Source organism: Colwellia sp. 12G3, assembly GCF_002836775.1.
Taxonomy (GTDB): Bacteria; Pseudomonadota; Gammaproteobacteria; order Enterobacterales; family Alteromonadaceae; genus Colwellia.
Genome location: NZ_PJAQ01000066.1, coordinates 1 through 22,548 on the forward strand (window position 1 = coordinate 1; position 22,548 = coordinate 22,548).

Annotated in this window: 21 protein-coding genes; 16 read left to right on the forward strand and 5 right to left on the reverse strand. The window is 38.2% G+C overall.

Features of this window, described 5'->3' with window-relative positions:
- Window positions 1-92: 92 nt before the first annotated feature.
- From CXF71_RS14340 to CXF71_RS14370, 7 genes are all read left to right on the forward strand, one after another.
- Window positions 93-914 carry a crotonase/enoyl-CoA hydratase family protein gene (locus tag CXF71_RS14340; RefSeq protein ID WP_101233646.1) on the forward strand — a complete coding sequence of 274 codons (822 nt, stop codon included), beginning with the start codon at window positions 93-95 and terminating at the stop codon, window positions 912-914.
- Between the two features lie 368 nt (window positions 915-1,282).
- Entirely contained in the window at window positions 1,283-2,554 is a 1,272-nt protein-coding gene (locus CXF71_RS14345; RefSeq protein WP_101233647.1) for an efflux RND transporter periplasmic adaptor subunit, read from the forward strand.
- A 115-nt stretch (window positions 2,555-2,669) separates the two neighbouring features.
- Complete coding sequence (locus CXF71_RS14350; protein WP_101233648.1) at window positions 2,670-3,419, forward strand: ABC transporter ATP-binding protein; 750 nt, start codon at window positions 2,670-2,672, stop codon at window positions 3,417-3,419.
- On the forward strand, window positions 3,412-4,710 hold the full coding sequence (locus tag CXF71_RS14355; RefSeq protein ID WP_101233649.1) for an ABC transporter permease: 1,299 nt from the start codon (window positions 3,412-3,414) through the stop codon (window positions 4,708-4,710). Before CXF71_RS14350 ends, CXF71_RS14355 begins: the two co-directional genes overlap by 8 nt.
- 9 nt (window positions 4,711-4,719) lie before the next feature.
- Window positions 4,720-5,949, forward strand: a complete 1,230-nt coding sequence (locus CXF71_RS14360; RefSeq protein WP_101233650.1) for an ABC transporter permease — start codon at window positions 4,720-4,722, stop codon at window positions 5,947-5,949.
- 122 nt (window positions 5,950-6,071) lie between these two features.
- A complete protein-coding gene (locus CXF71_RS14365) occupies window positions 6,072-7,379 on the forward strand; it encodes a sigma-54-dependent transcriptional regulator (protein ID WP_101233651.1) in 1,308 nt (435 codons plus the stop codon).
- A gap of 139 nt (window positions 7,380-7,518) precedes the next feature.
- The gene (locus tag CXF71_RS14370; RefSeq protein ID WP_101233652.1) at window positions 7,519-8,838 is read left to right on the forward strand and encodes a sensor histidine kinase; all 1,320 of its coding nucleotides are present in this window, start codon (window positions 7,519-7,521) and stop codon (window positions 8,836-8,838) included.
- Window positions 8,839-8,877: 39 nt separating this feature from the next.
- Here the strand turns inward: CXF71_RS14370 and CXF71_RS14375 are convergent, their stop codons facing one another.
- From CXF71_RS14375 to CXF71_RS14390, 4 genes are all read right to left on the reverse strand, one after another.
- A complete protein-coding gene (locus CXF71_RS14375) occupies window positions 8,878-9,357 on the reverse strand; it encodes a glycine zipper 2TM domain-containing protein (protein WP_101233653.1) in 480 nt (159 codons plus the stop codon).
- A gap of 21 nt (window positions 9,358-9,378) precedes the next feature.
- Window positions 9,379-9,981, reverse strand: a complete 603-nt coding sequence (gene lpoB / locus CXF71_RS14380; protein WP_101233654.1) for a penicillin-binding protein activator LpoB — start codon at window positions 9,979-9,981, stop codon at window positions 9,379-9,381.
- A gap of 59 nt (window positions 9,982-10,040) precedes the next feature.
- Window positions 10,041-10,538 (reverse strand): YcfL family protein, encoded by a 498-nt coding sequence (locus CXF71_RS14385; protein ID WP_232771493.1) that lies wholly within the window; start codon window positions 10,536-10,538, stop codon window positions 10,041-10,043.
- A gap of 78 nt (window positions 10,539-10,616) precedes the next feature.
- Window positions 10,617-12,068: a COG3014 family protein gene (locus CXF71_RS14390; RefSeq protein WP_101233655.1), complete on the reverse strand. Its 1,452-nt coding sequence runs from the start codon at window positions 12,066-12,068 to the stop codon at window positions 10,617-10,619.
- Window positions 12,069-12,234: 166 nt separating this feature from the next.
- On the opposite strand from CXF71_RS14390, the gene CXF71_RS14395 reads away from it, so the two are divergent.
- From CXF71_RS14395 to CXF71_RS14425, 7 genes are all read left to right on the forward strand, one after another.
- Window positions 12,235-13,194 (forward strand): 4Fe-4S binding protein, encoded by a 960-nt coding sequence (locus tag CXF71_RS14395; RefSeq protein WP_157826770.1) that lies wholly within the window; start codon window positions 12,235-12,237, stop codon window positions 13,192-13,194.
- Between the two features lie 135 nt (window positions 13,195-13,329).
- Window positions 13,330-13,665 (forward strand): cupredoxin domain-containing protein, encoded by a 336-nt coding sequence (locus tag CXF71_RS14400; RefSeq protein ID WP_101233657.1) that lies wholly within the window; start codon window positions 13,330-13,332, stop codon window positions 13,663-13,665.
- 574 nt (window positions 13,666-14,239) lie between these two features.
- Complete coding sequence (locus tag CXF71_RS14405) at window positions 14,240-14,686, forward strand: c-type cytochrome (protein WP_101233658.1); 447 nt, start codon at window positions 14,240-14,242, stop codon at window positions 14,684-14,686.
- Between the two features lie 3 nt (window positions 14,687-14,689).
- Entirely contained in the window at window positions 14,690-16,081 is a 1,392-nt protein-coding gene (locus CXF71_RS14410; protein ID WP_101233659.1) for a cbb3-type cytochrome c oxidase subunit I, read from the forward strand.
- A 563-nt stretch (window positions 16,082-16,644) separates the two neighbouring features.
- Window positions 16,645-18,156, forward strand: coding sequence for a S10 family peptidase (locus tag CXF71_RS14415; RefSeq protein ID WP_101234197.1), 1,512 nt, complete (start codon window positions 16,645-16,647; stop codon window positions 18,154-18,156).
- A 219-nt stretch (window positions 18,157-18,375) separates the two neighbouring features.
- On the forward strand, window positions 18,376-20,193 hold the full coding sequence (gene typA / locus CXF71_RS14420) for a translational GTPase TypA (protein WP_101233660.1): 1,818 nt from the start codon (window positions 18,376-18,378) through the stop codon (window positions 20,191-20,193).
- Window positions 20,194-20,538: 345 nt separating this feature from the next.
- Window positions 20,539-20,721: a hypothetical protein gene (locus CXF71_RS14425; protein ID WP_101233661.1), complete on the forward strand. Its 183-nt coding sequence runs from the start codon at window positions 20,539-20,541 to the stop codon at window positions 20,719-20,721.
- Between the two features lie 61 nt (window positions 20,722-20,782).
- Here the strand turns inward: CXF71_RS14425 and CXF71_RS14430 are convergent, their stop codons facing one another.
- Complete coding sequence (locus CXF71_RS14430) at window positions 20,783-21,007, reverse strand: hypothetical protein (protein ID WP_101233662.1); 225 nt, start codon at window positions 21,005-21,007, stop codon at window positions 20,783-20,785.
- 107 nt (window positions 21,008-21,114) lie between these two features.
- Between CXF71_RS14430 and CXF71_RS14435 the strand changes: the two genes are divergently transcribed.
- Window positions 21,115-22,014, forward strand: coding sequence for a virulence factor BrkB family protein (locus CXF71_RS14435; protein WP_232771494.1), 900 nt, complete (start codon window positions 21,115-21,117; stop codon window positions 22,012-22,014).
- Window positions 22,011-22,448: a D-aminoacyl-tRNA deacylase gene (gene dtd / locus CXF71_RS14440; protein WP_101233663.1), complete on the forward strand. Its 438-nt coding sequence runs from the start codon at window positions 22,011-22,013 to the stop codon at window positions 22,446-22,448. Before CXF71_RS14435 ends, dtd begins: the two co-directional genes overlap by 4 nt.
- The last annotated feature ends 100 nt before the right edge of the window (window positions 22,449-22,548 follow it).

Genomic DNA, 22,548 nt, shown 5'->3' on the forward strand with positions numbered 1-22,548 from the left:
AATAGTAATGATAGCTGGATGTTTTTCAATCGACTTATTGGAAAATATACGTTAGGTTGGTGGTCATACCACTATAATATAGAATTCCGGTCATGCTTAACGATAATATTGAAGAAAGAGTAAATCTTGAAATAAATAATGGTATTGCTTTGGTTCGTTTGAATAGGCCTGATAAATGTAATGCTCTTGATATGGCGATGTTCATCGCTATTAAAAAAATCATTAAGCGTTTGAAAATCGATCGAACAATAAGGGCTGTGATTGTGACTGGCAACGGTGAAGACTTTTGTTCTGGTTTAGACATTAAATCGGTAATGGCCTCTGCAAAAGCTCCACTTGCGTTACTTTTTAAATGGTTACCTTGGCAAGCTAATCTAGCACAATATGTCTCAACTGGCTGGAGATGCATCCCTGCACCAGTGATTATGGCTATTCATGGTCGTTGTTGGGGAGGAGGTTTGCAAATTGCGCTGGGCGGAGACTTTCGCATCGCTACGCCTGAAGCTTCAATTTCTATTATGGAATCTCGTTGGGGTTTAATACCTGATATGGGTGGAACGCTCGCGTTAAAGGAATTACTTCGTTTAGATATAGCTAAAGAACTTGCTATGACAGGTGACGTTGTTAACGGGGACAAAGCACTTAAATATGGCTTAGTTACCCATATAGATGCAGAGCCTTACGAAAGAGCATTAAAACTGGCAGAAACTATTTGTCAGCAGTCACCCGATTCAATCGCCGCGACAAAAAAACTTTATAATAAAAGTTGGTGGAGTAAACCAGGATTTGCACTTGCTAGAGAGTCTTACTATCAAGTTAAAATTCTACTAGGTAAGAACAGAGCCATCAAAACTTATAACCAAACGCACCCAAATGATAAAGCTAGAGAATTCACCAACAGGCAAAATTGGTAACTCACAACTATATAGAGCCTATATAAGCTAATTTATTCGTTAGCTTATATTTTCTTTTATGCTTACTTTATTCCCTACTCATATACAACTTAGCTTTCTCATTTTAATCACTGTTAATTCTTATCACTTTACTACTGTTACTTATCTCTATTAGTCCATCCTTTCAGTTTCTATGACATCCATCGATAATAACTTTAAGTGTCCGCTATCGTTTATACGGACAGTCACGGACATATCCTGTGTCCGTTCGGACACTTAGTTATATCAACCGATTAATAACCCCTTTAAATACAGTTATTTAAATGGGTATATTATTTGGCATCGAATCTGCAACACTAGGCTATCAGTAGATAAATAAGAAGAATTGTATGATTGAAGGAACAAGTGGACAGGATGAGGTGGTAGCAAATCCTAAAAAAATAGCAGTAAACAAAATATTGCTGAGCATAACACTACTATGTGGCCTGTCTTACGTTGCTTTGCCAACGTTATCTCAGTGGTATTCTTCAATCCCCAGCGTTGATAGCAAAACTATTCAAGTCGATACCGTGATCAGAGGAGACCTCATTCGCGATGTTGTTGTGTCCGGTAAAGCGGTTGCGGCAAATGCGCCACAACTTTACAACACTGAAATAGGCAAAATAACACTGCTAGCCAAACCCGGTGAGGCGGTGGAGAAAAATCAAATAGTGGCTCGGTTAGTTAGCCCAGAATTAGATGCTCTCATTAAGTTGCAACAATCTACATTAGAACAGTTAAGTATTAATGCAAACCGTGGGGTATTAGCGGATAAAGAGGCGCAGCTTGACCTTGAAAGTAATATGAATATGGCGCAATCAAGTTTAAATGTAGCGAAACGCGAATATCAACGTGCAGAAATTTCTTTCGGTAAGCAAATCATCAGTGAAGTCGATTGGTTAAAAAGCCAAGATGCGGTAGCGGATGCAAATCGTTTATTTGACCATGCTAAAAAAAGAGTAGCGTTTGCGATAGAGCGATTACGCTTTGAAAAAAAGCATAGAGAATTTTTAGTTCAAAAAGAAAAGCTTATTCTCGAAGAATTGTCACGTCGTCATGATGCACTCGCTGTTAAAGCACCAGTAAATGGTGTTGTCGGTAATTGGTTGGTCGCACAAAAAAATACTATTGCTGCCAACACCGCGATTATGACCATTGTCGATTTGTCTGAGTATGAAGCTGAGTTGAGTGTGCCAGAGTTTTACGCCGATGACTTAGGTATTGGTCTTGAAGTTTCAATGAAAATTTCAGGGGTTCCAATACGAGGAGAAATAATTGCTATTTCACCAGAAGTAAAGGGTAACCAAGTAACCGTAAGGGCTAAAATCAGTAATTCTGCGAATATTCAGTTAAGACAGAACCAACGAATTAATGCTCGAATAGAATTTGAGAAAAAAGAAGATGTACTTATGGTTAAACGCGGTGCATTTATGGGGTCGTTAGGTGGCAAGTTCATCTTCAAACTTGTTGAAGACAACTATGCAAATAAAATAGCGATTACAACCGGAATAAGCAGCGTTGAATATATTGAAATCACCTCGGGTCTTGAGGTTGGCCAGCAAGTTATAACCTCAGATTACGAATACTTTAACAAAGCAGAACAAGTTTACCTAGGTGGCTAGCAAGCATCGCATTCACCAATATCAGCAAAATAAATTAGTGTAATTAAATAAATTAATGGAGCTTGCACTCAGTGAGTGACACTTCAAATAGAGCTTAATACAAAAGGAAAGTACCATGCTTAATATGAACAACATTTCTAGAATATATCAAAGTGATACCATTCAAACTCACGCACTACGAGACTTCTCTTTAAATGTGAAAGCTGGAGAGTTTGTGGCGGTAACTGGACCTTCTGGATCAGGAAAATCTACTTTTCTGAATGTCGCAGGATTATTAGATAACTTCGATCGTGGCCAATATGAATTAGACGGTGTTAGCGTGCAAGGGCTCAAAGATGATGAACTATCACGTTTACGAAATGAAAAAATAGGCTTTATCTTCCAAAACTATAACCTTATTCCTGATTACAGTATTTTTGACAATGTCGACATGCCACTACGGTACCGTGGCTTTAGTGCCAGTGAACGCAAACGTCGTGTTGAAGAAGCGCTAGAAAAAGTCGGTTTAGCATCAAGGTTTAAATACCTACCAAGTCAGTTATCTGGTGGACAACAGCAGCGTGTAGCTATTGCTAGAGCACTTGCCGGTGAACCGAAAATATTATTAGCGGATGAGCCTACAGGTAACCTTGATTCATTAATGGCGCGTCAAGTGATGGAAATACTGCATGACCTTAACAAAGGTGGCGCGACTATTATTATGGTAACTCATGATCCTGACCAAGCACGTGAAGTGAACCGTAATGTGCAAGTTATTGATGGCCAACTCGCAGACTTTAAAATTTATGCTCCGCTAGATAGAGTGGCTGAAAGCTCAGGTAAAACTATCTCTGCTGCGGTAAATGAGGAGATGGCCGATGCGTAGCAACAGCATGTTTACTTATAATTTAGCGTTGGCTATGCAGAGCTTTAAGCGTGCTCCTTCGTTATACTTTTTAGTAGTTTTAACTTTGTCGATTGGTGTTGGTTTGCTTTGTGCTAACTTAGCCTTGGTAAATTCAATGGCAAGTGATCCTATTCCTGAAAAAAGCGAACAACTGTTTCATGTAAGTATGAACACATGGCCTAATGATGATCCCCAAGCTGAACCTTTTCATATATTGCGTTATCGTGAGGCGATGAAAATAGTGACTTCTGATATTCCCAAAAATAGTGCCGTTTTTTATGCATCAGGTGTTTATGCACGAGATTCTGCTTCACTAAGCTTGAAACGTTTTGATTCAAGTGTCCGTGCTACCACCCCAGGATTTTTTGCCTTAACCAATGCTCCTTTTGCTTACGGTAGCGGTTTTATAAAAAGCTCAGGTATGGAAGTAGTGATTGGTCATGAATTAAACCAAAAGATTTTTTCCGGTGAAAACAGTGTTGGTAAAGTGTTAGAGCTAGATGGTGAATTGTTAACTATTGTTGGTGTATTAAAACCATGGAATTTACGTCCTTTATTTTACCACGCTACCGAAGGGCGCGCCTTTAACTTAACCGATGATATTTATGCTCCTTTAGAAACATCTATAGATTTAGGTTGGTCAATTCATGCACGTAGTTCTTCGACAGTGAGTTACAAAGGTGTAAAGTTTACTCGTGATCGCGATGTTTTCTATTTACAAGCTTGGGTCGAGTTAGAAAACTCGGCACAAAAACAAGCCTTTCAATACTACTTAAATAATTACAGCCAATCGTTAAAAGATGTAGGTGAACATCCTTTAGCTATTCGTAATGAATTACGTGATGTGAATGCGTGGCTGTTAGAACAAAATATTGTTGACCAAAAAGTGCTAGCTTTCACTTTAGCGTCAGTATTATTCCTTTGTGTATGCGTATTCAATGCCAGCAGTTTGTTGTTGTCACGTTTTCATTCGGCAAAATTTGAAGTGGGTTTACGCCGTGCTATTGGCGCTAGTAATAAGCATATACTGGTGCAAGGGATCACAGAAAGTGCATTGTTAGGTGTTATTGCTGGGCTGTTATCTTTATTACTTAGTTGGTTGTTCTTGAAACTATCAACCAAGTTTTTACCTGACCTAGAAAACTTAGCGGTTTTAGAACCTAAGTTACTCTTATTAGGTGTGTTATTAGCGTTAGTTACTGCGATTTTTAGTGCGTTATATCCGTTATATCGTGCGAATCGTTACACTATTTCAGCCGAATTAAAATAAGGAATACGCATGAATTTTACTACATTGAATATAAAAGGATTAATTAAGTCCTTATTATTACGTAAATTCACCACAGGGTTGCTGATACTACAACTGGCTATCACACTCGGATTATTGGTGAATAGTGCTATTTTAGCCTTTGATACGCGCGAAAAAATGGCGCAACCAACGGGGTTAGATGATGAAAATATTTTAATCGTCTCTACTCACCCGACGTCAGGTAGTTATCGCGATTTAGACTATTATCGTTCTATAGTAAATGAAGATTTAGCTAAATTAAATCAATTACCTGGGGTGAATAGTGTTTCTATAACAAACCAATTACCAATCAGAGGACGAGGCATGTTGAGTAACACACATGATATAGATAACCCTGAACAGGAGAAAACTGATAAATATTTGCAAAATGTAAAATATACTTTAGCAGAAGAACATTTAGCGGAAGCCATGGGGTTTACAATAGTAGAAGGGCGCTTTTTAAATGAAAGTGATGAGCTTGATTTTGATAGTGAAGCTAAAAGTAATATTGTCATTACTGAGTCACTAAAGAAAGGTCTTTATGGTGACGAGTCTGCTGTAGGACGTGAAACTAATAATGGTATTATTGTTGGCGTGATTAAAGATATCATGCTTGATCCAACACTACCGCGAGATAAGCAATACGGCTTATTTATGAATACTATGATGAAATATATTTTTATCGGTCGATTCTACGTACTCAATGTTGAACCGGGTCAAATGGCAAATGTACGTAATCAAGTGAGTGATACTATTTTAGCAGTACAAGCTGAGCGTGATATTTTTGATGTGTTTACTATGTCTGAGCACTTAAAAAACTTTTATCGTGATGACCAAGGTCTATCAGACTTATTCTTACTATTATGTGGTTTAATGCTATTTGTTACTGCTATAAGTAGTTATGCTTATTCTCAGTTTCATATCTCACGACAAAAGAAATTTATAGGTATTCGTCGTGCTTTAGGTGCGCGTAAAAAAGATATATTACTCTACGTGTTAACTGAAAACTGGTTGGTTTATAGTATTGGTTGTTTGTTGGGGATATTAGTCGCCATTGGTTTTAATATTTTGCTCAGCCAGCATATTAGCTTAAGTAAACCTGATATGATGTTGTTCGTATTGGCTACAGCGGTAATATTTATTTCAGGTACTATTGCAACTTGGTTTCCTGCGTACCATACCAGTAATATTTCGCCTGTCATTGCTACTCGCACTGTATAACAAGAGAGGTAATAGTGTGGCTCATCAATTTAATTGAGCCATACTGATGGCTAACATTATCTCAATCACAACAGTAAAAATAAATGCAGAATAATGCTAAATAAAAGTGAAAAAAACAAGCTATGCCCCAAATATTAGTCGTTGATGATAACCCCGATATACTTGAAGCCCTTGAGTTATTATTAAGCTTGCACGGTTACAGCGTGTTAACAGCGGAAAATGAGAAACAAGCGTTATTAGCGGTAGCTCACCAACGAGTTGATTTAGTTATTCAAGATATGAATTTCGCAGAAGGTATCACCTCTGGAAAAGAAGGGAAATCGCTATTTAATGCTTTAAAAGCACTGAACAGTGATTTACCTATCATATTAATAACAGCGTGGACTCAACTAGAAACGGCTATTGCTTTAGTAAAAGGCGGAGCGACTGATTATCTGCAAAAACCTTGGGACGATGTAAAACTGCTCGCTTTAGTTGATCAATATAGTCAAAACAGCCTGAGCACTAAAGGTAAGAGCCGTCAAAACGAGAACAATCAAAAGCCACCGAAAGATTTCATCTATCAAAGCCAAGAAATGCACGCTCTCATTGCTCAAGCAAGCAAAGTGGCAGGTGCCAACGTTAATGTTTTAATCACAGGGGCGAATGGTGCAGGTAAAGAAAAACTTGCCGATTATATTCATCAACAATCGCCCCGTCATAATCATGCTTTTATAAAAGTAAATATGGGCGCCTTACCGCATGAGTTGATGGAAGCTGAGCTCTTTGGTGCAGAAAAAGGTGCTTTCACGGGGGCTAATCAAGCCCGCATTGGTCGTTTTGAAGCCGCTGATAGCGGCACTTTATTTTTAGATGAAATAGCCAATTTACCTCTCTCTGGCCAAATGAAATTACTGCGTGTGTTACAAACGGGAGAATTTGAACGTTTAGGCGCCAATACCACCATTAAAGTTGATGTGCGAGTATTGAGCGCAACCAATGCTGATTTACGTTTAGCAGTGCAGCAAGGCACATTTAGGGAAGATTTATATTATCGATTAAATGTTATAGAGTTAAATTTACCTGATTTAGCGCAGAGAAAAGCCGATATTGTGCCATTAACGCAATATTTTATTGGCAGTGGTCACTCATTAAGTGATGAAACAATACAAGTGTTAACTGAGCATCCATGGCCGGGCAATGTCCGTGAACTTGAGAATGCCTGTAAGCGCGCCTTAGTGTTTGCTAATGCTAACATCTTAGCGCCAAGTGATTTTCAATTGGCTTCAAGTCAAGCTGACCCCGCGTTAAATGAAAAAGCACATATTGAGCAAGTATTGATTAAGCATAATGGCGTTATCAAACATACCGCCACAGAGCTGGGATTAAGTCGACAAGCGTTATACCGTCGTATAGAAAAATATCAGATAGAGGTAGAGTCACTATGTTAGCGGCTAAGTTAGTTGAACCACGGTAAGGTAATCCGTCATCTTCGAGTGTACTTGTCGAAGATCCAGTTTTTAAGTTATTTGATTCTCGATAAGACACTTCGGGAATGACGAATAAATTTGTTAGGTTAGTAGAGTAGCTATGTTAATCGTCCAATTAATCCTAATCAATATTGCTTTTATTGTTAGCTTCACTTTGTTATTGCCTAATTTACCTTGGTTATTCGGCATAAGTACAATATTGCTAATTTTTTTAGCTGTTATGCGTTATCAATATCACCATAGACAAACGCATCAAATATTGCAGACTTTATTACATGGTTTACGCAACTTACAAGACGGTGACTTTTCAATTAGTTTGGCAGATAACAGTACGAATAAAAATCAGAGCCAATCCGAAGTGTTAGCACTCTTTAATCAAGTGACTGATAAACTAAGGCAAGAAAAGCAATCACTCTATCAACGAGAGTTATTGTTAGATAAGGTCGTTAATGCCTCTGATGTGGTTACTGTGTTAGTTAACCACAGAGATACTATTATTTTTGCCAATAGAGCAGCCGAGTACTTTTTTAATCAAAAGAGCATGTTGGGTATGTCTTGGGCAACGCTATTAGATGAGAACTTACCTGAACTTATTCAGCATCAAGATAAAGATAATGCCATCATTCAATTACTGTTAGCAGACACTAGTTATGGAAATAGTGATGCAGACGTAAAAGATAGCCCTAAAACAGAACAGAGTTGGCACTTATCTCGGCATCAATTGAAGTTGCATGGCACCCGTCATCAACTCACGTTACTTAAACCCATTACTCAAGCCATGCATCAACAAGAGTTACAAACATGGAAAAAAGTAATACGAGTTATTAATCACGAGCTTAATAACTCTATTGCCCCTATCAGTTCTATGTGTCATAGCGGTAACATACTGGCAGAACGTTTAGATGAACCACAACTAATTCGAGTGTTCGCAACAATTTCTAAACGCATAAATAAACTGGCAGAATTTATTCAGAGTTACAGCCAGTTGGCGCGATTATCCAAACCACAAAAACAGCCCTTTGATTTAATAAAAACCTTGAAGCAATTACAAGAGTTGTATCAATTTACCCTGAATTGCCAGCAAACAAGTTTGATGATCTCAGGTGATGAGAGCCAGATTGAACAATTGTTAATAAACTTACTTAAAAATGCTCAACAAGCCTGCGCCGATCAAGCAACTGACGTGAGTGTTGAAAGTCAGCAAGGCCATTTAGCTATTATCGTGAGGGATTTTGGCCCCGGTATGCCAGTAGAGGTATTAACGAAAGCCTTCCTACCTTACTATTCAACGAAAACTGATGGTAGTGGTATTGGTTTAAGTATTTGTCGAGAAATCAGTGATGGTCATCAAGGTAAAATCACTTTGAACAACCATCCTGAAGGTGGCTTGCAAGTGGAAATTCATTTACCACTAACTTAATTGAAAATTAACCTAGTGATAAATGATTTTACATAGATCTTAGAATTGTTTATCTATTCTTACATTACCGTTGGCAAGGTAAACCATTCTTACCGCATCTTGGTGATGAAAGACCATTTGTTGATCGTAATCTTGAATCACCATAAATTGCTGGCATTGTTGTTCAGCGCAGTCTAGTTCTATCATTAACTCGACTAAACGAATCGTTACCGTTTTATCTTGGCTACGATTATTGGCCATTCTCCCGCCAATAACAGCACCTAATACGGTTGCGATGTCTCGGCCGCTACCGCCACCAAATTGATTACCTATGGCGCCGCCAATGAGTGCGCCACCAAAGGTTTTCCAACCACTGTTTTTATCTTGAACCAGTTCTTCTTGACTAATGTTTCTGGCAGAAATGACTGAGCCAAAGAGTACCTTTTCAACGGGTACAGCCTTGTTTCTGTCGTAGTCTGCATTAGCTGAGTAACTGAAGCATAAAATGACCAGTGTTAAACATACTAATAGTGATTTCATCGTTATATCTCCAGCTATCAGTTACCAGCTAACGAATTCTTTGCCTTTGGTTTTACGGATTTCAGTTTCATCAGCCCATTCGACTAGGCCACTTTCTAAATCCATTAAACGTAGGGTAAATTTGTAATAAACATCTGACTGATCTTTATTCGACTTAACTATGCTCGCTAGGTTGCCATAAAGCATGTATTGGGCACCCACTTGCTTACCAAATTGCATCGCTTTAGCTGAGTCAACCATGCCGCTATTTTGTTGATAATCAAGTTGTTTACGAGCAGCTTCCACTCGGCCCATATCTACGAATCTGAATTTACCAGAACGAAGTAACTTGGTCGAGATAGAGTCAGTAATTGATTCGGTATCAATGTGCTCACTGGTTTTGTTTTTGATGCTTTCTACAAACATAATTGGGCGAGTGTTTGCTGTTAAGGTACCAATAACAGGGGACACTAATAAAGAGTCAGTCATTTGACCGGCAACTTTTTGTAAGTCAGTAGAGCCAAAGCTAATATCGGTTGTTTCTACTTCGTTTGCATCGCCATAACGTACGGCAGACTTATTGGTACAGCCGGCAACAAGGGTAAGTGTTAGTGCAACACTGGTAATCAGAATCAGTTTTTTCATTGGGTGTTCCTTTAATATTGGTAATGTTAATTTGTATGACTAAATTTTTTATTTAGTCGCTAAAACTTAAAAAACTTTTCTGGCACTTCACGTACATAGAGACTAAACGAGGCTATGTTAGTTGTTGGTGCTAACCCTGGTACCGTTTCTGTTTGCATGCCATGTAAATCAAGCGGTTGCCAAGGACTTTTACCTGCCTCAATAACAAAGCCATCTTTATCAAACCAAGTAAATTGATATTGTAGTTTGAGTGTTTTTTTATAGGTGCTGGTGAGTGATAAATTAATTTCGAGCAGGTCATTACTGGTTCGAGATCGGATGTCACTTATATGCAGTCTTTTGCTTAACTCTGGGTTATGCACCTGTAAATGCTTACTGAATTTTTGCCCTGGGGCTATTTGATCAGTGCCCATACCAGAGGTAACGGGTGGAATATTTTTACAACCACTGATTAATAACGTTGTGGTTAATGCTGCTATTAACAGGGCAGTACGTTTTGATGTGATAGTAGCTTTTTTTGTCGTAATACCTGCTGCCAAAGATGTCATTATTTTCATTTTTAGTACTCCATATGTTAACTGGGGCTATTTTCAAATTAATATTTCAAATTAACGTTTCAAATTCAACTGTGCAATTTAAAGGTTGATACTCTGGTAATTAGTATAACTACCAATAGAGGTTAATTTTACTAAGGTTTGTCTGTCTTCTTTAATTTCAACGGTGATGGTGCGATTACTACCGTTAATGTTTAATTCTACTTCGTGCTGACCCGGCGCTAAGTTGAGTCGAAGTACATGAATGCTATCGGGTAGGGTACTCCAACTTCGGGTATCAGCTTTTTCAGAGGCAATATTATAAAGGCCCGCTAAAATATTACCGACATCACCACCTTTTCGGCTCATTTGTTGTCTCATTTCTTCTTTGGCAATAACACGGACTATTTGTCTGGTAACAATGACAGGCATTTCATCTTGTAGTTGTTTGGCTGCAAGGGATTGCAAGCGAACAATCTCATTCGATTGATAGGTTTTCCCTTGGTAGCTTAATGAAAGTCCTGAATATTGGTTTAGGCGATTTTGATAACTCGGTAAAGCGACACTATAAAAACGCATATCATCATGGCTAGTGAAAATAGGCAGGTGAATAGATACTTCCTGTTTACTCGGGATGATGCCTTGCTCTACCAGCACAACCAGCTGACCACTTTTAGCTAAGTTGTTTTGATTACTGTTTTTTTGAGGAATAGCTTGGGTGATGTTGTTAGTAAAACGTTTACTAAATAGCTGAATGTCATTGCTCATACCCAGCTTATTGGCTAATCGCCAAACATCTTGTTGCACTGTTATGTTGTGAGGATAAATTTCTAACGCTTTTTTGTAGTCAATATAAGCATCATTGGCTTGTCCTACGGCTTCATAAAGTACGCCCGATAAGTAAAAAGTGTACGCATTTTGAAAACCATTTTTTACTTCACCAATAGCGGTATTCATTGATGGATATTTACTGGCTAAGCTTTCAGGACTGACGCCCTTTTTTGCCATGCTACTTTGGCTGTCAAAAAGTGCTTTTTGATTGGCTTGCAAGGCTTTGTTTTGTACTAAATTAGCACGTCGTATTTCAACTAAGGCACCCGAAAGATCGTTTTGATTTAAATAATTTAGTGCTTGGTAACAATGCAACATGCTTTGTTCGTAATAGGGAATGTCGTATCGCGTTGCATTGTCGTTACTCACTATCGCGGTAACATTTTCTACGCCACGGCTGAGTTGAATTTTCGCTGCTTGCTCTGCTTGCTGAACTTGTCGGTATACCAGGGCAAAGTCTTGCTGACTTTGTGTGTGATTACTGGCAAGAAATTCTAAACGGGCTTTTTCTAATAAACTTAATCCGTAACTGCCATTACTTTCATTACGTTCAGGTATTAATGATACCGCTTGCTCGAAATTTCCTTGTTGCTGGGCATTTTTGACCCCTTGCATTTGTGTATTGTAGTTACTAAATAAGTCACCAAATGAAGTGCCAGCACAAGCACTTAGCGCTAAGGAAAGTATGATAACTATTGATGTTTTAGACGGAATATTCAGCATTTTAGTAGCTTATCTTGTTACGAATAGATAGCAAGCTCAACTCTGTATAAAAAGTGTAAAAAATTGCAATAGAGCTTAACGTCATAAGACTGATCTGGAATAAGTCAGTAATACTCGTATCGAGGTAAAATTAAATTAGGCTTTATTCATTATGGCAGGACGACCTATGCTGATGTCATTACAACAAGCAAGGGTGAGTGCAAAAGTGGCTTTTTTTGCCCTGTTTATTTTTGCACCTTTATTAAATATTTTTCGTTTTGACTTAACCTTAGGTCATTTTATTATTTTTGGTCAGGCATGGACCATCAGCATTGATTCTATCTTGCATGGCGGTGGTGACAGTGTGGATGCAGCCATTAAAATATTCTCTCGTGTGCTTATCCCCGGTGGTGCTTTTGTGGCGATTACCGGTGTACTGATTTGGAAGTTTGGTCGCATATATTGTGGTTGGCTTTGTCCGCATTTTTCTGTGGTAGAGCTGGTAAACGATTTGATGATGAAGCAATTAAATCGAGTCACAGTATGGGAAAGGGCAAGTATTGAAAATAAAGAATTATTACCGCGTTTAATTGTTGCAATACCCGCCATTGCTATGGCATTTGTTTGGGCTGTTGCGCTGACAAGTTACATGTTGCCACCGATACCTTTATTACACGATTTAGTTAATTTCGAGTTAGGCTTTGGCGCTAGTCTGTTTATTAGCGTGAGCACCATTGTTTTTAGTATCGACTTTATTTTTGCCCGTCATGTGTTTTGTAAATATGGCTGCGCGTTGGGTTTATTCCAAAGCCTTATTTGGATGGCAAATAAAAAAGCGATGGTGATTAAATTTGACCGTAGTCGCGCCAAAGCGTGTCGAGATTGTATTCATTACCATAAACACAAACCTTGCGACCAAGCGTGTCCGATGCGATTGCCAACGCAGAATATGAAACGGGCTAAATTTACTTGTACTCAGTGTGTGCAATGTGTTTCTGCATGTAATGCAGTACAAAAAGATAACCCCGAAGGTGGTTTGTTAAGTTGGGTAAGTGGCGATGAGGCGGTTGAGGTTGATAGACCGGCTGCTAAATATAAAGCGGCTGATGATTATGATAATAAAATTGATATCAAAGAGATTAAATAAGACGAGTACATGCTGTGCAATTCGTCATTCCGGTGGTCTATTAATCTGGGATCCATTCTCTGTGGTTGCTTGTGCAAGATGGATCTTCGATCAGACACTTCGAAGATGACTACTTACTTTAAAAAGGATTCATAAATGAACAAAATGCTATTAACGCTAATTACCGTGTGCAGTTTTATCTTTTCAACAAGCCATGTACACGCTAAAGAGGTGATTGTTGAAATATATAAAAAGCAGTTTATTCCCAGCGAAGTTATTATTGACGTTGGCGATACCATCATTTGGAAAAATCTTGAGAAACGTCAATATCACAATGTTTGGTTTAAAGGCTCAGGTGAAGAAGAGCCCGATTACTTTTTTCCTGATGAAAGTTATCAACGTAAATTTGAACAGTTTGGTAGCTTTGCTTATGAATGTGGCCCTCATCCTAAGATGAAAGGCGCGGTTATTGTTAAAAAGGCAGGGCAATAACCTTAAAAATATTATTGATATAAGTATTGTTAAAAGCGGCTATGACCCTAATAAATATGAGGTTATAGCCGTTTTGTTTAGTGATATGCGTAGTAATAAATGCTGCTTGTTTGATGTAGCGCAAAGTTAATTCTAATTATGTAACGATTTATTACAAGTCCTTGAAAACTTGATTTCCATCAAGTCACCTACCTGACATCCCCGCTATTATCTAGTTGCTTTATAAAAATATACCAACTCTATTAAGTTCATTCACAGCTCAGCACTTTATGAGCGAGCTTGAAACAAGCGAAATTGGTTAAGCATAGTTAATCTATGTTTTATTAATTTTGCGATGTTATCAGTTTGCTCATTAGCGCCCGGAGGGTGAGTTTAAAAGGCTTATTTGCGTCGTTATTGATTTTGAGAAGGACGCTACATGGATGTAGCTTCTTAGAGAATGCAGGAGCATATTCTCCTGAACAACCATTCTCTTCAATCAATGCCTTGCCCCTAAGCCTTTTAATTCTCACTGAGTGGGAAATAACTTATTAGACTTGGTATCACGCATGAACTATTTCATTAAGGAAACACCATGTCAGAGAGCTTTACTAAAGGCATGGCAAGGAATATTTATTACGGTGGAAGTATATTCTTCTTCTTAATATTCTTAGCTTTGACTTTTCACACAGTAAAAGAGATGCCCAAACGGGATAATCGACAAAACATTACCGAAGCGGTTGAACGCGGTAAGCACTTATGGGAAAAAAATAACTGTATTGGTTGTCATACGCTTATCGGTGAAGGCGCATATTTTGCTCCAGAACTCATGAACGTTTATGACCGTCGCGGCGGTGGTAATGAAGAAGCTTTTAAAGCTTTCTTAAATGGTTGGATGAATGCTCAGCCATTAAACATTCCTGGTCGTCGTCAAATGCCTAACTTCCACTTAAATGACCAAGAAATTGATGATTTAGCTGAGTTCCTTAAATGGACATCAGAGCTAGACGCCAATAACTGGCCACCAAACATTGAGGGGTAGGGCGTGAATACTTTAAAATATCAATCACAAGCCGTAGCAAAACCTTATTTTATTTTTGCTATGATCTTGTTCGTAGGCCAAATATTATTCGGCCTTATTATGGGGCTGCAGTATGTTGTTGGTGACTTCTTAGGTGGATTAATTCCATTTAACGTTGCTCGTATGGTACATACCAACCTATTAATTGTTTGGTTACTGTTTGGCTTTATGGGGGCGGCTTATTATCTGGTGCCCGAAGAAGCAGAAACTGAGCTCTATAGTCCTAAATTAGCCATTATATTATTTTGGATATTTGCCGCAGCTGGCGTATTAACTATTTTAGGTTACTTGCTTGTACCTTATTCAACACTCGCTGATATTACCTTTAATGAATTATGGCCAACGATGGGCCGTGAATTCCTAGAACAACCAACACTGACTAAAATTGGTATTGTCGTTGTCTGTTTAGGCTTCTTATTCAACTTAGGTATGACTATCTTAAAAGGTCGTAAAACTGCCATTAACATGGTGATGATGACTGGTTTAGTTGGTTTAGCTGTATTCTTCTTATTCGCTTTTTATAACCCAACTAACTTAGCTTTAGACAAGTACTTCTGGTGGTTTGTAGTTCATTTATGGGTAGAAGGTGTTTGGGAATTAATCATGGGCGCAATTTTAGCTTATGTATTAATCAAAGTTACCGGTGTTGACCGTGAAGTAATTGAAAAATGGTTATATGTGATTATCGCTATGGCGCTTATCTCAGGTATCTTAGGTACTGGTCATCACTTCTACTGGTTAATGACACCTGAATATTGGCAGTGGGTTGGTTCTATTTTCTCAGCACTTGAACCGCTTCCTTTCTTCGCAATGGTACTGTACGCATTTAATATGGTTAACCGTCGTCGTCGTGAACATCCTAACAAAGCTGCTACATTATGGGCATTAGGTACTGCGGTAATGGCATTCTTAGGTGCTGGTGTATGGGGTTTCTTACATACACTATCATTTGTTAACTACTATACGCATGGTTCACAAATTACAGCAGCTCACGGTCACATGGCTTTCTACGGTGCATATGCAATGATTGTTATGACAATCATCTCTTATGCCATGCCTAAGCTACGCGGTATTGGTGAAGCTAACTGTAACAAAGCACAAGTTGTTGAAATGTGGGGCTTCTGGCTAATGACAGTGGCCATGGTCTTTATCACGTTATTCTTAACGGGTGCTGGTATCTTACAAGTATGGTTACAACGTTTACCTGAGTCTGGTGAAGCATTAAGCTTTATGGCAACTCAAGATAAATTAGCCATCTTCTATTGGTTACGTGAAATTGCTGGGGTGATCTTCCTATTCGGTTTGATTGCTTACTTAACTAGCTTCTTCATTTCAGAAAAAAAAGCGACGGCTTAATTACTCGCAAGATGTAATGATCAATAGCTAAAATATTAAGCCGCGGCCCAATAAGGTCGCGGCTTTTTTTTTGTTTAATTTAGCTATACAATCTACTTAACCTGAGCTCTGGATAAGCAGCACTTGCTCAACATTCCCTTTTATCCCATTCTCAGCGTTAAAACGTCGATAAATAGCCAGCTATTCATAAACGTTTTGCCTTGATAATAGAATAGAATGAAACATTGATAGTGGATATAGCAACCTTGACCCTGTTATATCTTTGTTTTATAAGATAAATCAGCCTATTTACTTAAATATCAAGCACTCATTATCCAGAGTTCAGGTTACTTACACTGTCTAGATAATACAAGGCTACAATTTCGCGTTGTCATTACCCCTTGTTTCATCCTATTTTATCATCACTTTGCCGAAAACAGTTTTATCCTATCGATACTTGCTGTTATTTTGTATATGTCTCTAATTCAAGCAAACTTAACCCTGATGAGGATTTAATTATCTCTACTTCAACCGTTCAAACATTTATTAATAAACATAAAGGCTTAAGAATTTTAGTGCCTGTTATGGTGATGCTCAGTTTATCATCTAGCCCCGTTTTAGCTGAAAACCAGCCTAATCAACAGCAAAGTAAACATGAACGTAAGCTGGTTATTGATGATAAAAATGTCACAAAACACAGCACTACCGTTAATGGGCAAAAATTTAAATATACCGCCACGACAGGAACGCAACCCGTATGGGATGAAGAAGGTAATCCAACCGCAAGTTTGTTTTATACTTATTATCAGCGTAGCGACGTAAAAGATACCGCTAAGCGTCCATTAGTTATTTCCTTCAATGGAGGGCCTGGATCTGCTTCTGTGTGGATGCATGTGGCTTATACTGGCCCTAGAGTACTGAATGTAGATGATGAAGGTTATCCATTACAGCCTTATGGCGTAAAAACAAACCCTTATTCAATTTTAGATGTGGCAGACATCGTTTTTGTTAACCCTGTAAATACTGGCTATTCACGTGTTTTACCAGGTAAAGACGGTAAAATGCCAAGTAAAGAGCAACAAAAGAAAATGTTCTTTGGTGTAAATGCGGATGTTAAATATTTAGCCGAATGGGTTAATACTTTTGTCAGTAGAAATAACCGCTGGCGCTCACCTAAATATTTAATTGGTGAAAGCTATGGCACTACGCGTGTTGCCGGTTTAGCGAAAGAGTTACAAGAACGTCAATGGATGTATGTTAATGGCGTGATTTTAGTGTCACCGACGGATATTGGTATCAAACGAGATGGACCCGTAGAAGCCGCGAATAGACTCCCTTACTTTGCTGCTGCCGCTTGGTATCACAAAGCGTTAACACCTGCACTGCAACAAAAACCGTTGAATGAGTTACTGGCAGAAGTTGAAACCTATACTATAAGCGAGTACTTACCCGCTTTAGCTAAAGGTGGTTTTATTTCAGTTGAAGAGAAGCAAATCATTGCTGAGCAAGTTGCCAAGTACGCCGGTTTATCGGTAACAGCGGTTCTTGATAATAATTTAGATGTTGATAATCAATTTTTCTGGAAAGAATTATTACGCGACAGAAAGCAAACTATTGGCCGACTAGATTCTCGTTATTTGGGGATTGATAAAAAAGTTGCCGGTTCACGTCCTGATTACAATGCAGAATTAAGCTCATGGTTACACAGCTTTACCCCCGCGATTAACTATTACTTGCGTGAAGAGTTAAATTATACAACAGACATTAAATATAATATGTTTGGCAATGTTCACCCTTGGGATCGCACAGGCAATAATACCGGTGAAGGACTACGTTCCGCGATGGCACAAAATCCATATCTACAAGTGATGATTCAATCGGGTTACTTTGATGGCGCGACTAATTATTTTGATGCTAAATATACTATGTGGCAATTAGACCCAAGTGGGCTAATGAAAGACCGTTTATCATTTAAAGGTTATGAAAGTGGTCATATGATGTATTTACGACATGAAGACTTGCGGGATGCTAACCAAGACATTCGGGAGTTTATTAAGCAAAGCCTGCCAGCTAAGGGGCAAGCGGCTAAGTACTAATAGATTATAGTTAAATTATTTTGTGTGAATAAAAAGCTTACTCAATATTATGGGTAAGCTTTTTTGCTAAATACGGTCTCATATAACATAAATAAATACAGATTTTTGATATATTGATTTCTTTTTAGGCTAAATAGCCGTATAATGCGCGCCCAATTATAGCCCTATTGTTAATCTACTTAAAGTAGCAATAAACGATAGTAACAGCGAGTAACGCCTGTGTTAGATAAATTAAGAAATGTGGCAATTATTGCTCACGTTGATCACGGAAAAACCACTTTAGTTGATAAGTTATTAGAACAGTCAGGTACGCTAGATGCGCGAGGCGGTCTAGAAGAACGTACAATGGACTCAAACGATATCGAAAAAGAACGTGGTATCACAATCTTAGCTAAAAACACGGCTATTAACTGGAATGGCTACCGTGTAAATATCGTAGATACTCCTGGCCATGCTGATTTCGGTGGTGAAGTTGAGCGTGTAATGTCAATGGTAGATTCAGTTTTACTCATTGTTGATGCACAAGAAGGCCCTATGCCACAAACGCGTTTCGTAACGAAAAAAGCGTTTGCTCAAGGTTTAAAACCAATTCTTGTAATTAACAAAGTTGATAAGCCTGGTTCTCGTCCTGATTGGGTTATGGACCAAGTTTTTGAATTGTTTGATAACCTTGGTGCTACTGATGAACAGCTTGACTTTAAAGTTGTCTACGCTTCAGCAATCAATGGTTGGGCTTCGCTAGAAGAGGGCGTTACTGGTACCGACATGACGCCTTTATTTGATACTATTCTTAAAGAAGTTCCTCAACCAGATGCTGATCCAGAGGGTGCATTCCAAATGCAAATCTCTCAGCTTGATTACAGCTCATACTTGGGCGTTATTGGTGTTGGTCGTATTACACGTGGTTCTGTTAAGCCAAACCAACAAGTAACTATACAACTAGCAAGCGGCGGCGTACATAACGCTAAAGTAGGTAAAGTATTCGGTTACTTAGGACTAGAGCGACTTGATATTGCTGAAGGTTTTGCTGGCGATATAATCGCACTTACTGGTTTAGGTGAGTTAAAAATATCTGATACGGTTTGTTGTCCAACAGAAGTTGAAGGTTTACCTTTATTATCTGTTGATGAACCAACTATCAACATGACTTTCCAAGTAAACACTTCACCATTTTGTGGTAAAGAAGGTAAGTTCGTTACTTCACGTAACATCAAAGACCGTTTAGAGAAAGAATTAATTCATAACGTTGCTTTACGTGTTGAGCAACTTCAAGATGCTGATAAATTTAAAGTATCAGGTCGTGGTGAACTTCACTTAGGCATTTTGATTGAAAACATGCGTCGTGAAGGTTTTGAATTAGCGGTATCACGTCCAGAAGTTATTATTCGTGAAATTGATGGTCAACTACAAGAACCATATGAAAACGTAACAATTGATGTTGAAGAACAACATCAAGGCCCTATCATGGAAAAAATGGGTGTTCGTAAAGCTGAATTAACAGATATGGCACCAGATGGTACGGGTCGTATTCGTATGGATTTCATCATGCCTAGCCGTGGTTTAATTGGTTTCCAAACTGAATTTATGACATTAACGTCAGGTTCTGGTTTGATTTACCATACATTCTTTGAATACGGACCTCACAAGGGTGGCGAAATTGGCCAGCGTAAAAATGGTGTAATGGTTGCTAATGCAACTGGTAAGGCACTAACTAACGCTATCTTTAACTTACAATCTCGTGGTCGTATGTTAATTGGTCACGGTATTGATATTTATGAAGGTCAAATTATTGGTATTCATAGCCGTGATAACGATTTAACAGTAAACGCTCTTAAAGGTAAGCAGTTAACTAACGTTCGTTCATCAGGTACTGATGAAGCACAAACATTAACGCCACCAATTATTATGTCTTTAGAGCAAGCTTTAGAGTTCATTGATAACGATGAATTAGTTGAAGTAACACCAGAAAGCATTCGTATACGTAAAAAATCATTGAAAGAGAATGATCGTAAACGCGAAGGTCGCGGTGTTAAATAATTATTAACTCACTTTTGTGAGTTGAAATTCAAAAGCGCCTATTACGTCAGTAATCGGCGCTTTTTTGTATCTGTAACTAAGTGATAGTAAAGAAACACTGTAAAAAGAGCATAATTAGCTTGTAAGACATGTCTGCAATTGTCGTGAGTCTAATCACTGTAATTTTATTGGGGTTAAGGTAAGCAACTGTTTACTTGATCAAAAAACAAAGTCTAAAGCTTTTATTAATATTTTGTTACTTGTTACGCAAAAATATCAAAGCAGGGAAAGGCTTTTGTAACTACGCTTAGTGACATTAAGAAGTAAGTAACGTACCGCTGTTTTTCAAACAAAAGGAATTGTATTATGTCACCAGCACAATTAAAAAAACTTCAAGAGCTTAGTCAGGTTTTTAGTCAAGGTAAAGCGAACCCAAAACAAATTCAGCAGCTTTCTGCTTTGCTGGCACAAATCAATCTTAATAATGAAGAGGAGCAAGCGGCAAAAAGTGAGACAGTTAGTTTTATTGCCGCACCACGTTTTGGTTGATATTAATCTGTTTGCACTAAGCTGTTAACTTCCTCAATAACAGTTTATAACTTTAGTTGTATCAACTATTATCTTGATAAGTTGCCGCATCGATTATTGACCATAAATGAAATATTCCAGCAATAATTGCTGGAATTACCATCCACCACAATGCATAACCCCCGACGCAGACAATAGCAAATATCAATGCTGCCATTAACCTACCTTGTACCAATTGCCCTAATCCAGGGAAAAAAACATTACATATAGCGGAAATTACATTGCCTGCAGAACCTTGACTAGCCATTAGTCACTCCAAATTTAATTTATGAACACCAGCATAAGCTAGCTTATTAATGTGCCCTATCTTAATATATGTACTATCTTAGCGAAATCAGTAAATTGTTAACAAATATGAGTTTATTCAAAGAAACATTAATTAGTAAATTATGGCAAGAACATAACGGGCTATTATTTTATTTTATTCGCCGTGTTAAACGCGAACAAATACAAGTTGTCGCAGGTTATTTATCCTATGTTTGCTTAATGTCTTTAGTGCCATTGATTGTTGTTATGTTCTCGGTCATGACAGCATTTCCTCTGTTTTCGGAATTACAGGATAGTATCGAGCAATTTGTTTATCAAAATTTTGTACCTTCAGCAGGGGATGTTCTTCAGCAATATTTAACCGGCTTTGTTGATAATGCCTCTAAAATGTCGGCAGTCGCAATCTCATTTTTGTTCGTTGCGGCTCTGCTATTGATTTCATCTATTGATACTACCTTTAATAAAATTTGGCGGGTAACAGATAAGCGACGGAGTATTACGTCGTTTGCTATGTATTGGATGGTATTAACGCTTGGACCTATATTAGTAGGTGCTAGTATTGCCTTATCTTCCTATATCGTTTCACTTGTTGCAGTTGATGAGTATGATGTATTAGGCCTATTTGATATATTCTTACGTTTACTGCCATTACTTTCTTCTATTATTGCCTTTATTATTCTTTATATCGCAGTACCTAATAAAGCAGTACCGTTCAAATTTGCCTTATCTGGTGCCATTGTTGCTGGTGTTTTATTTGAACTGGCTAAAAAAGCTTTTGCCTTATATATAACGGCTTTTCCTTCTTATCAAGTGATCTATGGAGCACTCGCTGCTATTCCTATTATATTTTTGTGGGTTTATGTGTCTTGGCTTATTGTGCTTACCGGTGCATTAATAACGGTATCATTACAAGAATATGCAATATTGAAAGAGCAAAAGACAAAAGAGTGTAATAGACCTCAAGAAAAAGATGAGCAAACACAATGATTGCACTAATACAACGCGTTAGCCAGGCAAGTGTCACTGTCGATGAAAAAATTATTGGCCAAATCGGCAAGGGCTTATTAGTATTTCTTGCCATTGAGCCCTTAGATACAGAACAAAAAGCAAAGCGATTAGCTGAGCGTGTTGCAGGCTATCGTATATTTAATGATGAAAATGACAAGATGAACTTAAACGTTAAACAAGCGGGTGGCGAAATTTTAGTTATTTCACAATTTACTTTGGCTGCCGACACATCAAGCGGCATGCGCCCCAGCTTTACCTCGGCGGCAAAACCCGAATTTAGCAATCATTTATATCAGTATTTTATTCGGCAATTAAGGGATAAAGGTTTTGAAATACCAACAGGAGAGTTTGGTGCTGACATGCAGGTCGCTTTAATTAACGATGGCCCCGTTACTTTTACCTTAACAATCTAACCCGCAAGAGACTGTTTATTTTTTAGCTAATTAAACTATCTCTTTTACTTTAGTGGTGTTATAATCTCGCGCCCATTAAGTTTGAGTTGAGACTGTAAAG